We start from the raw sequence: 13,041 nt of genomic DNA, 5'->3' as shown, positions 1-13,041 counted from the left end.
TCGCCGTCAGGCTCGATGGTGCGAGCCGGCAGCCGGTTCGGCGTGGTGGTCATGATGGCTTCCTTTCACTCGATTCCGACACTTCGATCGTCGAACCTCAGCGCCATACCGGTCAGGGCCGTTCTCACCTCAGCACCGCAAGCCGAACGGCCCGCCAATCCAGGACGTCTGCCACTGGGAGCCCCCCGGCGCACGGCTCCACGCTGAGACACGGAAGGGCTCATGCATGACCCGGACCTGCTGATCCTGGACGAGCCGACCACCGGGCTGGACCCGCTCAGGCAGCGCGAGTTCCGCGACCTGCTCCGCGAGACCCGCGACGTCGACGGCCGCAACACCTCCACCGCCCACGGCAGGTGAGCATCATGACTCCTCGTGCCGGCGGACGATCGCGACCGGCGAGTCCGCGTGGTGCAGGAGGCTCTGGCTGACGGATCCCAGCAGCAGGCCGGCGACGCCGCCGCGGCCGCGGGAACCGACCACAGGTCCGGTACGGCGTCCGCGTCCGCCGCAACGACGGTTCGAGTTGCAGAGCCGAAGGTCCTGCCCGGAGCGCGTCTTGGTGCTCTGGCCGAGCGCCCGGCACCGGCAGACGGTGGAAGTGATGAGCAAGGAGGCACTCATGAACGACAACGAACTCATCGATCGGCCCGGTCCGGTGCGGACCGAGGACCAGTTGCGTGAGCAGGCGGTGGAGGAGCTGCGTAAGCGGCGTGAACTCGCCGGTCACGTCCTCGCCTACCTGACGGTGAACACCTTCCTGGTGGTCATCTGGTACCTGACCGGCGCGGGATTCTTCTGGCCGGCGTTCCCGATGTTCGGCTGGGGTATCGGGTTGATCTTCCACGCCTGGGACGTCCTGTGGCCGCAACCGAGCGAAACTGCCGTCCGTTCCGCGATGGACCGCATCGCGCGCCGCAAGTGACGAACACACTCGAGCCGGTCCCGTCCAGGGGCCGGCTCCCCTGATGTCATTTCTGGCCGCGGAGCCAGCGGGGGGCGACCGCGAGCCACTCGACCTCCCACTCCCGTGCCCGACGGCGGTCCAGCGGTACACGGGCGAGTCGCACGAGGCCCCAGAGCAGAAGCCAGGAGCCGGCCAGCGTGAGGAAACCGGCCGAGGTACCGAAGGCCGAACTGTCGGCGCTCGAGCGTGGGGTGGGGGCGATGGTGCCGGAACGGTCGAGCCAGATGGTCACCTGGTCCCCGGCCTTCGTGCCGATGACGACACTCGCCGTACCTTCGCGGGCAGACCCGTTCGCGTCGACGTAACTAACCCTGGCTCGCGACAACACGTCCCCGGGTGCGGTCGGTACGTCACGTTCGGTGCCTTCGAGAGTCGTCGCCTTCACCTGGTACAACACCGCTCGCTGCCGGGCGGCGGACTCGTCATAGGCACGGCTGACGCTGGTACCGACCGCGGCGGCGACCGGGATCAACAGCAACGCGACCAGGAGCCCGCACCACAGCAGACCCGCCTCAAGGCGATCCGACGGGCGACGCATCGGGTTCCTTCCGATCCCGAGTCGCCGGGTCTGCCTGAGCACCCATAGCTCCCCCGACCGCTCCTTGACGGTGCTCATGACAACCTCCTGGGCGCGTCTCGGCTGGACGCAGGGGGACCGGCTCACCGGACCGGAACCGTCTTGATGACGGCGAACCTCGTGGCCTCAGCCACCCTTTTCGCGGTCCGCTCCCGGCGAGCCGGTCGTTTCCCTGCACTTCAAGACTCGCTCCATCCCGCGTGCGTGATGAGGGCCCAAGGTCCCGTCCTGCCGGACCACCCGGCCCATCCCCCGCCGTACGGTCAGTCCCCGATCAGGCGTCGCGGAGCCGGCGTTCTACAGACCGTCCAGTCGCCTGCTCATCATGTCGAGTGTCGGCCAAGGAGGACCCTCGCGCAGCGAGCGGAGGAATTCCTCTCCGAAGCGCCTCCCGTTCGGAAACTGGTCGCCAACGTCCCAACGCCACGCCGCAACCATCGCGAGAACGAGCTGCCGGCACTCGTCCAGCAGTTCTTGGTCAACGTCCGGGTAGTGCTCGCAGACCGCCTCGGGAACATGGGCGAGATCGAACTCGACCGGCCCACGGCAGCACGTCTCGAAGTCGATGAACAACGGGCCGTTCTTCGTGCTGAGCAGGTTGCCTGGATGCGGCTCGCCGTGGAGCAGCTGCTCCACGGCCCCGCGGTCCTCGATCGCCCGTCGCACGCCTTCTAGTCTGCTGCTGAGGAACACGCGGTCTACGTCGGCGAGCTCCGGCGAGAGATCCGGGTTGGCAACGATTTCTTCTGCCTCCGCGATTCGATCCGTGAACCGTGGGCTCGCCACATCAACCTTGCGCATGCCGGCGTGCAGCCGCTCCAGCGCATCGGCGTACTCGACTGGTGAGACTTGAGGCGTCACGGGCTCGTAGTAGGTCCACAGCGTCACTGCGAAGCCATCGCGCTTGTACACAAGCGGGTCCACCCGGGGCTCCAAGGCACCCACCGGGCATCCGACCTCGGCGAGCCGTTGAGCGAGCTCGACTTCGAGCTCGGCAACCTCTTGCCCCACAGGCGCGACCCGGGCAAGGACGTCGCATGGCGTCAGCCGCAGCGCCAGCTTGTTCGAGTTGTGAAGAACGATTGCGTCGTTAACTGGCAAGTCGAGCGATGCGGCAACCGAAGTCGCAGCCGCGATCGCCCGCGTGACGTCGTACATCTCCATAACTCGGTCACGCTACATTCGAGATCTTGTTCTGTCCCTCGCATTTTCGACGGAGTGGGACTCCGAGCGGGACACCTCGCGCCGCACTGCCTCAGCAGGGCCCAAGGCACCGGACCCGGCAGGCCTTCGACCCTGACGCCGTCGCCGACCAGCCGAGCCGAGCCGGTTGACGGCGAGCAGGCTCACCAGAGCGATCACAGCGCCGACCAGGCCGTCGAACAGGTAGTGGTTGGCGGTCAGGACGATCGCGGCGAGCATCAGGACGGGCATCAGCCAGCCGAGCAGACGCGTGATCCGGTGACCGGCCAGACCGGCGACCGCGATCCCCATCAGCAGGTTCCAGCCCAGATGCAGACTCGGCACGGCGGCGTACTGGTTCACGAACGCCGGCGGTTGCAGCACCCGATAGGCCTCCGTCTGCTCCGTCACCGTGTCGACGAAGCCGTACCCCGCCAGGAAGCGCGGCGGCGCCACCGGGAACACGGCGAAGATCACCAAGCCGATCCCCCCGGAGATCAGCATCGCGTTCCGGAACGTCCAGTACGCCTCGCGATGCCGGATCAGTAACCACAGCAACGTCGTCAGCAGCACCGGCCAGTGCCCATAGATGTAGATGTAGCTCACCGTGTTCGCGATCCACCCGTGCGCGGTGACGGCCGCCTGCAGTTTCGGCTCGACGAAGACCCCGGACGATCGCTCGATGGCGACGACGCGCTCAGCGTTCTGGTAGGCCACGTCGACTCTGGTCGCGATCAGACCGCGGACACCGAAGTACAAGACGATGGCGGCCACGATCACGATCACCTCGCGCGCGACCTGTTGGGCCCGGCCGGCCATGCGCAGCATCGCTGTCCCGCCTTCGGTGACCATCGGTCACTCCCTCCGCCGCTCGTTCCACCGTGGCTGAGGCGACCGGCAGCAGCACAGGGCCATACCGCCCGGCTCTCGACGGCAAAGGTCCACGACAGGCGTCACGATGCCGTTCTTGGACACGCCGGTTATCGTCCTGGCATCGGACTGTCGGACCCGGCGCACCCCTCAGCGCAGTTGCCGGGCCCGGAAGGAAGCCTTCATGGACATGGGCCACAGACACCTCGCGCGCATCGCGCGACTCATTCAGACGATCGCGTCGCATCGCGGCGTGCGGATCGCCACGCTCGTGACCGCGGTCGGCCTCTCGCTGTGGAACGTCGAGCGCGTCCCGCACACCGCCCTGCTGCCCGCTGCGGCCGGCTTGCTGCCGTTCGCGATCGGCAAGTACGTGCTGTGCCCGCTGCGCTGGCACGCGATCTCGACCAGCGGCCGCCCGCGCCGGTGGCATCTGCGCGCCTATGCGGAGAGTGAGATCCTCGGCCTGATCTCACCGTGGCATGCCGGGGCGGATCTGTGGCGCATTCATCGGCTGGACAAGATCGGAGTACGGCGGTCCAGTGCGGTCGCCGAGGTTGCGCTGGACCGTTTCATCGGTGCCGTCGGACTCGTCGCCGCGGTGGTGGTGACCGGCGTGACACTGCCCTGGACCGTGCTGGCGATCGCCCTCGGCGCCGCTGCCGCGGTTCTCGCCGGCGCGCTGGTCGTACGGCGTCGGCGTCCACTCCTGGCTGGTCGCTGGCCGTGGCCGTCGGCCAAGGTGTTCGCGCTCGGCGTGCTCCTGTCGATCGGGTACCAGGCCACGATCCTCGGTCTGCTGGTCGGGTCCATCGACGCGGTCGGTGGATCCGTGCCGCCGCTCCAACTGGTCGCGGTCTTCGGTGCGAGCCAGATCGCCGGAGCGCTGCCCGGAGTGCACGGTGCGAGTCCACGCGATGGCGCCCTGGTCGCCGGCCTTGCGTCGATCGGGGTCTCCTGGACGGCCGCCTTCGGCGCTGTCGCACTCACTGCCTTGCTCTACTGGATTCCGGCTCTCCTGGTGGGTGGCAGCTGCCTGTTCCTGCGCTGGCGTGGCTGGTTCACCGAGCCACAAGCGACGGCGCCGTGACTCGGGAGCTCATCGTCGCGCACCGCGCGGGCAACAACCTCGAAACGCTCCGGTCGGCCCTCGATCTCGGCGCCGACCTGGTCGAGGCGGACGTGCACGCTTATCGGGGCCGCCTCGAGATCCGGCACCGAAAGAGTCTTGGTCCGTGGTGGCTGTGGGATCGGGGTGAACTGGTCCGCCGCGCTCAGGTGCAACCGCTCGAGATCCGCGAACTGCTGACCTCTGTCGACGGCGATCCCCGTCTGCTGATCGACCTGAAGGGCGTCCATCCCCGGCTCGGCTCCCGCGTCGCGACAGCGCTGACCGAGGTCATGCCGGCCGGCACGGTGACCGTGTGTACACAGCACTGGTGGATGCTGTCCGCCTTCCACGACCTGCCCAACGTGCGACTTGTGCTGTCGGCCGGGAGCCGCCGCGGACTCCGCCGACTGCGGTTCCGGCTCCGCGGACGACCGGCGTACGGCGCTTGCGTCCACCGGCGACTCCTCACCCCCGCGATCGTCACCGAGCTCCGGGACGGCGCCGAGCGCGTCTTCACCTGGCCGGTCGACACCGAGGACGCGCTGGCCGACGCCCGTCGCCTCGGCGTCGACGGAGTGATCGGAAAGAATCTGAGCGTCCTCAGCGCAGACTGAGCGCGTCGGGCCTCTCGACAGCCCGACGGACTGCCGTTGCTCGGCCGCGCCAACTCTCGGCGCGAGGCTGACCACCTCAGCTGATGGTTCAGCCGAGGTGGACCTTCGCCCAGACCTGCGGTCAGCGGCGGAGGTGAATGTGCTCGTGAGTGATCTGCTCGATATCGGCCGTGGCGGCATCGAGCAGCTCGTGGGCCAGGCTCGACAAGGCCCGCGCCACCGCGAGCTCGTCGCCGATCTCGGCGATCTCGGTGTCCCCCGGATTCCGGCGGGCGGTACCCCGGCCGACGAGCTGCGTCTTGTCATTCGTGTTCAGCCGGGCCTCCGCGTTCGTGGTCCGCTCGTCCTCGTGCTCGTCGATGAAGATCTCGACGCTCCAGTGCCTGCTCGCGACCATGATGCTCACCCCTCCGATCGATGAACGCCTCGTCACCATCTTCCGAGTACGCCGGGATCCACACCAGGGCCGTCCGGTCCACCTGACCGGGAATTTCTGCCCTGTCGCGCGATCGCGGGCCGGCGTGTGCTGGAACTGCGAGAGAGGAGGCGGCCATGACCGACATCGACAAAGCCCGCACACAGCGCGACGCGCAGCGCACCGTGGCCAGCCGGCGGACGACCGGATCGGCGTCCTCCGGGCAGGCCATCGTGCGCCACCTCGGAGTCGAGCTCTACAAGGAGCGCCGCGACCGCGACACAGCACCGGACGAGCCCAGAGGCGAACAGCCGACCGAACCTGAGCGCTGACTCTCCGCGAACTCGGCAACGGTCACCCCGCGGGCGTCCAGTTGCCGCGGCGGACCTCGACTCGCACGGTGAGTGGCACGTGGACCTGTCCGCTTGCCGAAGGAAGGAGATGTGTGATGTCCAAGAAGGTACTCATCGCGTACGGCACCAAGATGGGCGCGACCGCGACCATCGCGGCAGTCATTGGTTCCGAGCTCCGTGCCGCCGGCCACCAGGTCGACGTCCACGAGATCGGCGCCGTCCTGGCCGTCAGCGAGTACGACGCTGTGATCGTCGGCAGCGCGATCTACCAGGCCCGCTGGCGCCCCGAGGTCGTTCGCTTCCTCCGCCACCATGAGCGGCAGCTCCGCAACCGGCCAGTCTGGCTCTTCCACAGCGGCCCGATCGGTCCGAGCAAGAATCATGACCAGCCCCTCCCAGCCGACGTCGCTCGGCTGGCAGGTCTCATCCAGGCCGCACCGGTCAAGACCTTCGCCGGTGAGCTCCAGGCCGATGCGATCACCGCACGCCTGTCCCGCCGGGCTGACCTCGAACACCTGATCGGCGACACCCGGGACTGGCCCAAGATCCGCACCTGGTCCCGTGAAATCGCCACCACCCTGCAGACAGCGCGAGCCGAAGCAGCCGGCAAGGGCTGATCTGCTGCCGCAGGCAAGTAAACCGGCAACTTCCGGATCCCGGCGGCACCCGGCGGCCCGTCGGCCTGCTTGGGCTGGCGCGACAGACTCGCCGCCACGACCCGCGAGAACGCCGCTCGGTAGCAGCATCTGGTGTTGCAGCCGGACCAGTGCTGATATGAACCATGGAGCGGCAGCTGGTGCACGACGAGCTTGAACGGGCTCGTGCGGACTTTCGCCGGTTGGTCGAGTCGGCCGATCGGGCCGACTTGCTGAGGGCAACGAACGGAACTCGCTGGAACAACCGCCAACTGCTGTTCCACATGCTGCTCGGCTATCTGATCATCCGCGCCCTGCTGCGGCTCGTGCGGGTGTTCGGTCGACTGCCGCAAAGAGCGAGTCGTGCCTATGCCCGACTACTCAACGCTGCGACCCGGCCGTTCGATCAGGTGAATTTCCTCGGTTCGTACGCCGCCGGGCACGCGGTCAGCCCGGCGCGGATGGTAGTCATGTTCGACCACGTCGTCGCCAAGCTGCATCAGCGGCTCGACGCCGAGTCCGACGCCGATCTGGCTCGCGGCATGCACTACCCCACGCGGTGGGATCCGTTCTTCAAGGACTACATGACCTTGGCCGACGTCTACCACTTCCCCACCCAGCACTACGACTTCCACCGCCGTCAGCTCACGCTGATCGACGCGCCGAAGTGACAGGGCACTACCCTTCGGCGCCGGGGTTGAGTGGTGCGACCGGAGCGATGCCGGTGGCTTCACCGGCGCCTAGGCCGGCCCTGCCGATCAAGCCGGAGACCAGCTCTTGCGCCTCCGTCAGCGTCTGTTCAAGGGTCTGCAGACCGGTGTCCACCCTGCCCGCCTCGAGCGACCATCGGGCCGCGGCCATGCCCTGCACGATCGAGTCATTGATCTCGATCGCCTGGCGATACAACAGCGCCGCGGACTCCAGACGCCGCTTCTCCGCTTCAGAGCGGCGAAGCCGGTCCGACGCATCGCCGAGAAGTACGCCGAGGAGCAGCAGCGGCAGGACGCGTGACATCCATCCGGAAGGACTGAGAGTCACATCCTTCACCACAACCCAAAACACGATCAGTGCCACGGCGACCAACGCAGCTGCTACACCGGCGCGCAGTCCGAAGGCGATGGCGATCAGGGCCACCGGCAAGGCGAAGAGCATGGAATAGGTGTCAGCGGGCCCACCGGCAAGCACCCGGAGCAACAACACCACGACGTAGAGCGCACCAGCGACGGCAAGGGCCACGCCCGGATGCTGGCGGAACCAGGGTTCACGCGGCGAGCTGGCTGTCAGGCTGGTGGTGACGATCATCGTTCCAGCGTGCGCCGTCTCCATCCCCAAGCACAGAGGCCGAAAGTCCCGACGTACCCCCGCGCCCGGACCTTCATCCCCGGCATCGATTGGTAACTCCGGCTGATGTCCCTTGACGGCCAGAGCGACGCCCGCATGAGAACAGTGCAGAGCCTGTGCCCACCGACACTCAGAAGCCGGTGACGAGCATGTCGTCGATGTCGTAGGTCAGATTGCTGTGAACAGCCGTGACGCCGGCGACACGGGAGGCCGCAAAGACGGCGTGTTCCACCTGACTTCGGTACGTCAGCGCTCCCTCCAGCGTGACGGCCCCGGCCTCAACGCGAACTGCTACGTCTGCCGGTTCCCGCGTAGGGCGGACCCGATCGCGCTGCACGGCGGCTTGGACTTCAGCGGCGAGCTCGTCGTCGGACCGCCGGTAGATTGACAGCAGGTCGCGCCGCGCCAGTAGGCCGGCGAGGCGTCCGGTGCTGTCAATCACACACAGAGCCGGAAAGCCCGGGATGATCAGCCGTCGCACTGCTTCGCTCAGGCCCGCTGAGCAGGCAATAGTCGGCGCCGGCGAACTCATCAGCTCAGCAGCTGTCGCGGCGCGGGCCTTGCGGCGTCGTCGGCGGCCGGCGCTACCGAGAATCAGCGGGGCCGGATCGACACCACCGTGAAACTCGAGGTTCACCAGTACGTCGTACTCGGTGATCACGCCGAGCGGCACCCCGCCGTGAACCACCGGTACGACGCCCGCGTCGGAGGCGAGCAAAGCACACGAGACCTGCTTGAACGACAGTTCTGGGGCCACGACGACCGGAGACCGGCTCATGACCGTGGCGACGATGGGCTCCGGCATCACTCCCACCTCGTTTCGGACTTGCTAAGATTAGCAAGTCTGCAACCCCGATGGAATCAGGGAGAGGAGCCGCCCGTGCGTAGGCCCCTCTACGAAGTCAAGGCGGAGTTCTTCAAGACGCTCGGCCATCCCGCCCGAATCCGCGTCCTGGAGCTGCTCAGCCAGCGCGACCATTCGGTCGCCGAGATGTTGCCCGACATCGGCATCGAAGCGGCCAATCTCTCCCAGCACCTCGCTGTGCTGCGCCGAGCCGGTCTGGTCACGTCGCGCAAGGAGGGTGCGGCCGTGATCTACTCCACGGCCACTCCGTACGTGGCAGAACTGCTCGGCGTCGCCCGGCGGATTCTGACCGGGCTCATCACCGATCAGATCGAACTCCTCGACGACCTACGCGAACCCGCCGGGACAGTCGCAGGAAGCGGGCGCCGGTCACTCTGAGCCGCAGTCGTCCACCCACCGACTGTCGGCGACCCACCGACCGTCGGCGCCCGGAGCCGCCGGACCACCTCACTGCCGTTTCCAGCAGGTCCCAGGCACAGGCGAGAATACGGCCATGAGGATTCTGCTGCGGGTCAGACCGGGCGCCTCCCGAACCGCCGTCGGTGGCCGGTACGACGGTGTAGCCGGCCAGGCCCTGGTGGTCGCGGTGACAGCCCGCGCGGTGGACGGCCGGGCGACGAAGGCTGTCCTGGAGGCGGTCGCAGCTGCGTTCGACGTGCGACGCTCGGCGGTGACGCTGATACGCGGCGCAACCAGCCGGGACAAACTGGTCGACATCCAGGGAGCGGAGAGCAACATCCGCCCGAAGCTCGAAGGACTGCTCGACTGAAGCACGCGGCTTCCGTCGCGAGGCAGCACTTGGCTGACTGCAGTGGTCAGAAGATGGCGAAGCCGGTGATGGCGGTGGGGAGGAGGCCGAGGAGCAGCCAGGGTGAGATGGGTGTGCGCTGGAAGATGAGGCGTACGCCGGCGACGGTGAGCAGGCCGATGACGCCGGACATAATCCACAGGCCGATGCCTCGCCCGTGGTCGGTGTCCGCGACGCCGACGCTGTAAACGGCGAGTGAGACCGCGGGGACAGTCCCGACGTGGATCAGGATGACGGAGGCGACCCAGCGCTGGACCGTTTCGATCTTCATCGGGCGCGGTTGCCGGCGGCGGATCACAGGTCGTTCCCGGCGTAGGAGAGGTTGAAGCTCTTGTTGGCGAGGGGGAAGTCGGGAACGATCGTGTCGGCGAGTGCGACCGGGAGGGCCGGCCAGTTGAAGAACGACGGATCGACGATCTTGAGCCGGGACACGGTGTTGTCGGGGCCGATCTCGACCCGGTGAGCGATGGTTCCGCGCCACCCTTCGACGAGACCGACGCCGGAGGTCCGGCCGGCGGCGAGCCAGGTGGGTTTGACCGTTTCGGCGCTCAGAGGCGGCCGGGCGGCCAGCAAGTGGGTGATCAGGGCAACCGAGCTGTGGATTTCGTCGACTCGTGCGAGGAGCCTGGCCAACACATCGCCGGCGGTGTGGGCAGCAGCGGCGACTCCGGTTGTCAGCGGTGTGAAGGGATGATCGCGGCGGGCGTCGTGATCACTCCCGCTGGCGCGGGCGACGTATCCGAGTGTGCCGATGTCGCGGGCCTGGTCGAGCGTCAGTACGGCCGTGCCGGTCATCCGGTCCAGTACGACGCTGTTGTCGAGGGCGATGTCGACGATCTGCTGGATGTCGGCGGCGATCGCGCTGAGCACTCCAGGGTCGGGCAGAGCGCGGACATGGGCCGCGCCTGGCGTGATCGCGCCGCGAAGAAGGCGGTGGCCACTGACGTGCTTGTTCAGGCGGAGCAGTTGTTCGCGGATGCGCTGGGCATGGGCGTTGGCGATGCCGTAGCCGACGTCGTTGCACAAGGCACCGATGTCGGTGATGTGGTTGTAGAGGCGCTCGAGCTCCAGCAGGATCGCTCGCAGTACCTGCGCCTGCGGTGAAATCGGCCAGTCCCGGGCTTCTTCGACCGCGAGGCAGAAGGCCAGGGTGTGCCCGACCGTAGTGTCTCCGGACACCCGCTCGGCCAGCGGCAGAGCGTCTGCAATGACCTTGCCTTCGGCAAGTTTCTCGATGCCTTTGTGGACGAACCACAGTCTGGCCTTGAGCTTCAGGATGGTCTCCCCGACGACCGAGAACCGGAAGTGTCCAGGCTCGATCAGTCCCGCATGGATCGGTCCGACCGGAATCTCGTACACCCCGGTTCCGCCGACAGTGAGGAACGGGTACGGCTCATCGGTGTCCGCGAAGGTCGGCGGTGGCCCGGCGTCGCGGCGCATCGGGTACCAGTCGTCCGGCCAGTGCTGGTGCAGGACCAGCCGCCGCGGTAGGGGATGGTCGATCACCTCGATGCCGAAGAGGTCGTGCAACTCGCGTTCGAACCTTCCGGCCGGGAAGGACAGCGCGGCCAGGCTGGGGATCCGAGGCGCGCACCGGCTGGTGGTCAGGACCAGCTCGACGCGGCGGTCTGGCTGGGCGGCGATGAAGAGGTAGACCACGCGGAAGGTTTCTGGATCGTCGTGGGCGGCGATGAGAGCGAGTCGATAGCCGTCGTCGAGCAACGCCGCTGCGCGAGCTGCCAGAGTCGCGGCGGTGACGGCCGTCTGGCGGCGGTTCGGGTAGGTTCTCGGGTCCGGGCTCATCGGGAGCCCACGATCAGGCCGGCGGTGTCCAGGAGCGGGCCGAGTGGCCAGTCGGCGAGCCCCAGGACGCCGAGAATCACGAGCGCCGCGACCAGCGGCGCGGCGGTGGACGGTCGCAGAGCAGCGCTCGGTGTTCCGGTGGACTCGGGGCCGAACAGGATGCCCGCTGCCTTGGCGGTGACGGCTACGAAGACGCCGAGCAGAAGTACCAGCACGGCGGCCATCACCCAGCCCAACCCCGCGCCGATCCCGGCCCGGATCAGGCCCAACTCGCTGGCGAAGAGGCTGAACGGCGGAAACCCGAGCAGCGCGGCCAGTCCGACCGCGAACACGCCGGCCAGCACCGGCGCGCGGAGGAACAGGCCGCGGACGCGGTCGATCCGGGTGGTGCCCTCACGGGCGAGGATCTCCCCCGCGCCGCAGAACAACACCGCCTTGCCGAGACCATGCCCGACGATGTGGAGCAGCGTCGCCGCGATCGCCAGCGGCGTACCGATCGCGACTCCGATCGCGGCCAGCGCCATGTGCTCGATACTCGAGTAGGCGAGCAGCCTCTTGTAGTCACGCTGCGCCAGGAGCAGCCCGGTGGCCAGCAGCAGCGAGCCGAGTGCGACGGCCAGCAGGAGGCCTCGGACGAAGCCGGGGTCGACGCTCGCGACGGCGATCACCCGGTACCGGGCCAGGGCGTAGATCGCAACCGGGAGCAGAACTCCGGACATCAGCGCGGACACTGGCGCAGGTGCCTGGCTGTGCGCGTCGGGCAGCCAGCTGTGCAACGGCACTAAGCCCGCCTTCGTGCCGAACCCCAGCACCAGCAGAGCGAACGCGAGCCGCATGACCCCCGGGTCGAGGTCACCAGCGTGGGCGGCAAGCTCGGTCCAGTCGAGGGTTCCATGACCGGCGATCCCCGCCTGCTTGGCGGCGTAGTTGACGAGCACAGTCCCCAAGTAGGCCAGTGCAATGCCGACCGAACAGATGATCACGTACTTCCACGTCGCCTCGACCGACTTCCTGGAGCGACGATGACCGACCAGGAACGCGGTGACGATCGTGGTCGCCTCGACTGCGGCCCACAGCAACCCCAGGTTGTTCGCCAGGACCGCAAGCACCATCGCGGCAAGGAACAACGACACGAGTACGCCGTACCGTCGAGCGCCGATCGCGTCGGTGTGTCCCGCACGGAGCTCATCTTCCATGTAACCAAGGCCGGAGAACGCGGCGATGATGCCGACGCCGCCGATGACGATGAGCATCAGGCTGGACAGCGCATCGATCCGCAGCCAGTTGCCAGCAGCAACGACGCCGGCGTCGGCGGTCCAGAATGCCGTACCAGCGCCCACCACGAGAATCACCGCGGCCGCCGAGATCGTTGCGATGGCGACCGAACGCCGCCAGCCCATCAGGACCGTGGCGCCGGCCGCGGCCACCGGCGCCACGATCGGCGCGGCAACCAGCAGTACGGCGGCGCCACCGGTGAGATCGGCGGTCATCGGCTCTCCC

Annotated in this window: 19 protein-coding genes; 9 read left to right on the top strand and 10 right to left on the bottom strand. The window is 67.8% G+C overall.

Going from position 1 to position 13,041, the window contains the following annotated elements; all coding sequences use genetic code 11:
* Positions 1 to 222 precede the first annotated feature (222 nt).
* Entirely contained in the window at positions 223 to 360 is a 138-nt protein-coding gene (locus ACZ3HV_RS40540) for an AAA family ATPase (protein ID WP_465692784.1), read from the top strand.
* A gap of 3 nt (positions 361 to 363) precedes the next feature.
* Here ACZ3HV_RS40540 and ACZ3HV_RS40535 read toward each other — a convergent pair whose 3' ends face one another.
* The gene (locus tag ACZ3HV_RS40535; protein ID WP_465692783.1) at positions 364 to 624 is read right to left on the bottom strand and encodes a universal stress protein; all 261 of its coding nucleotides are present in this window, start codon (positions 622 to 624) and stop codon (positions 364 to 366) included.
* Between ACZ3HV_RS40535 and ACZ3HV_RS40530 the strand changes: the two genes are divergently transcribed.
* A complete protein-coding gene (locus ACZ3HV_RS40530; RefSeq protein WP_465692781.1) occupies positions 623 to 925 on the top strand; it encodes a 2TM domain-containing protein in 303 nt (100 codons plus the stop codon). The two genes, ACZ3HV_RS40535 and ACZ3HV_RS40530, sit on opposite strands and share 2 nt — an antisense overlap.
* Before the next feature lie 46 nt (positions 926 to 971).
* Here the strand turns inward: ACZ3HV_RS40530 and ACZ3HV_RS40525 are convergent, their stop codons facing one another.
* From ACZ3HV_RS40525 to ACZ3HV_RS40515, 3 genes are all read right to left on the bottom strand, one after another.
* Entirely contained in the window at positions 972 to 1,583 is a 612-nt protein-coding gene (locus tag ACZ3HV_RS40525; RefSeq protein WP_465692780.1) for an Rv1733c family protein, read from the bottom strand.
* A gap of 258 nt (positions 1,584 to 1,841) precedes the next feature.
* Entirely contained in the window at positions 1,842 to 2,708 is an 867-nt protein-coding gene (locus ACZ3HV_RS40520; RefSeq protein WP_465692778.1) for a phosphotransferase family protein, read from the bottom strand.
* Between the two features lie 12 nt (positions 2,709 to 2,720).
* On the bottom strand, positions 2,721 to 3,578 hold the full coding sequence (locus ACZ3HV_RS40515; protein WP_465692776.1) for a phosphatase PAP2 family protein: 858 nt from the start codon (positions 3,576 to 3,578) through the stop codon (positions 2,721 to 2,723).
* A gap of 208 nt (positions 3,579 to 3,786) precedes the next feature.
* Between ACZ3HV_RS40515 and ACZ3HV_RS40510 the strand changes: the two genes are divergently transcribed.
* Positions 3,787 to 4,686 (top strand): lysylphosphatidylglycerol synthase domain-containing protein, encoded by a 900-nt coding sequence (locus tag ACZ3HV_RS40510; RefSeq protein ID WP_465692775.1) that lies wholly within the window; start codon positions 3,787 to 3,789, stop codon positions 4,684 to 4,686.
* Positions 4,683 to 5,321 carry a glycerophosphodiester phosphodiesterase gene (locus ACZ3HV_RS40505; protein ID WP_465692773.1) on the top strand — a complete coding sequence of 213 codons (639 nt, stop codon included), beginning with the start codon at positions 4,683 to 4,685 and terminating at the stop codon, positions 5,319 to 5,321. Before ACZ3HV_RS40510 ends, ACZ3HV_RS40505 begins: the two co-directional genes overlap by 4 nt.
* A 121-nt stretch (positions 5,322 to 5,442) precedes the next feature.
* Here the strand turns inward: ACZ3HV_RS40505 and ACZ3HV_RS40500 are convergent, their stop codons facing one another.
* Positions 5,443 to 5,718: a DUF1876 domain-containing protein gene (locus tag ACZ3HV_RS40500; RefSeq protein ID WP_465692772.1), complete on the bottom strand. Its 276-nt coding sequence runs from the start codon at positions 5,716 to 5,718 to the stop codon at positions 5,443 to 5,445.
* A gap of 155 nt (positions 5,719 to 5,873) precedes the next feature.
* Here ACZ3HV_RS40500 and ACZ3HV_RS40495 point away from each other — a divergent pair, with 155 nt between their 5' ends.
* From ACZ3HV_RS40495 to ACZ3HV_RS40485, 3 genes are all read left to right on the top strand, one after another.
* Positions 5,874 to 6,068: a hypothetical protein gene (locus ACZ3HV_RS40495; protein WP_465692770.1), complete on the top strand. Its 195-nt coding sequence runs from the start codon at positions 5,874 to 5,876 to the stop codon at positions 6,066 to 6,068.
* Between the two features lie 116 nt (positions 6,069 to 6,184).
* Positions 6,185 to 6,706, top strand: coding sequence for a flavodoxin domain-containing protein (locus ACZ3HV_RS40490; protein WP_465692768.1), 522 nt, complete (start codon positions 6,185 to 6,187; stop codon positions 6,704 to 6,706).
* A gap of 164 nt (positions 6,707 to 6,870) precedes the next feature.
* On the top strand, positions 6,871 to 7,395 hold the full coding sequence (locus ACZ3HV_RS40485) for a DinB family protein (RefSeq protein WP_465692766.1): 525 nt from the start codon (positions 6,871 to 6,873) through the stop codon (positions 7,393 to 7,395).
* A 7-nt stretch (positions 7,396 to 7,402) separates the two neighbouring features.
* Here ACZ3HV_RS40485 and ACZ3HV_RS40480 read toward each other — a convergent pair whose 3' ends face one another.
* Both ACZ3HV_RS40480 and ACZ3HV_RS40475 read right to left on the bottom strand, forming a co-directional pair.
* Complete coding sequence (locus ACZ3HV_RS40480) at positions 7,403 to 8,026, bottom strand: DUF4118 domain-containing protein (protein WP_465692764.1); 624 nt, start codon at positions 8,024 to 8,026, stop codon at positions 7,403 to 7,405.
* A gap of 169 nt (positions 8,027 to 8,195) precedes the next feature.
* Entirely contained in the window at positions 8,196 to 8,870 is a 675-nt protein-coding gene (locus ACZ3HV_RS40475; protein WP_465692762.1) for a CBS domain-containing protein, read from the bottom strand.
* A gap of 75 nt (positions 8,871 to 8,945) precedes the next feature.
* Here ACZ3HV_RS40475 and ACZ3HV_RS40470 point away from each other — a divergent pair, with 75 nt between their 5' ends.
* Positions 8,946 to 9,308 carry an ArsR/SmtB family transcription factor gene (locus tag ACZ3HV_RS40470; protein ID WP_465692760.1) on the top strand — a complete coding sequence of 121 codons (363 nt, stop codon included), beginning with the start codon at positions 8,946 to 8,948 and terminating at the stop codon, positions 9,306 to 9,308.
* Positions 9,309 to 9,423: 115 nt separating this feature from the next.
* Positions 9,424 to 9,699, top strand: a complete 276-nt coding sequence (locus ACZ3HV_RS40465; RefSeq protein ID WP_465692759.1) for a DUF167 domain-containing protein — start codon at positions 9,424 to 9,426, stop codon at positions 9,697 to 9,699.
* Between the two features lie 46 nt (positions 9,700 to 9,745).
* Here the strand turns inward: ACZ3HV_RS40465 and ACZ3HV_RS40460 are convergent, their stop codons facing one another.
* Genes ACZ3HV_RS40460 through ACZ3HV_RS40450 form a run of 3 tightly spaced genes read right to left on the bottom strand, consistent with a single transcriptional unit; the run spans position 9,746 to position 13,031 of the window.
* On the bottom strand, positions 9,746 to 10,009 hold the full coding sequence (locus ACZ3HV_RS40460; RefSeq protein ID WP_465692757.1) for a hypothetical protein: 264 nt from the start codon (positions 10,007 to 10,009) through the stop codon (positions 9,746 to 9,748).
* A 23-nt stretch (positions 10,010 to 10,032) separates the two neighbouring features.
* Positions 10,033 to 11,541 carry a hydrogenase large subunit gene (locus ACZ3HV_RS40455; protein ID WP_465692755.1) on the bottom strand — a complete coding sequence of 503 codons (1,509 nt, stop codon included), beginning with the start codon at positions 11,539 to 11,541 and terminating at the stop codon, positions 10,033 to 10,035.
* Positions 11,538 to 13,031 carry a proton-conducting transporter transmembrane domain-containing protein gene (locus ACZ3HV_RS40450; protein WP_465692753.1) on the bottom strand — a complete coding sequence of 498 codons (1,494 nt, stop codon included), beginning with the start codon at positions 13,029 to 13,031 and terminating at the stop codon, positions 11,538 to 11,540. Before ACZ3HV_RS40450 ends, ACZ3HV_RS40455 begins: the two co-directional genes overlap by 4 nt.
* Between the last annotated feature and the right edge of the window lie 10 nt (positions 13,032 to 13,041).

The sequence above is a fragment of the Kribbella sp. NPDC020701 genome (genome assembly GCF_055562215.1).
This window is presented reverse-complemented; position numbering and strand designations above follow the sequence as displayed.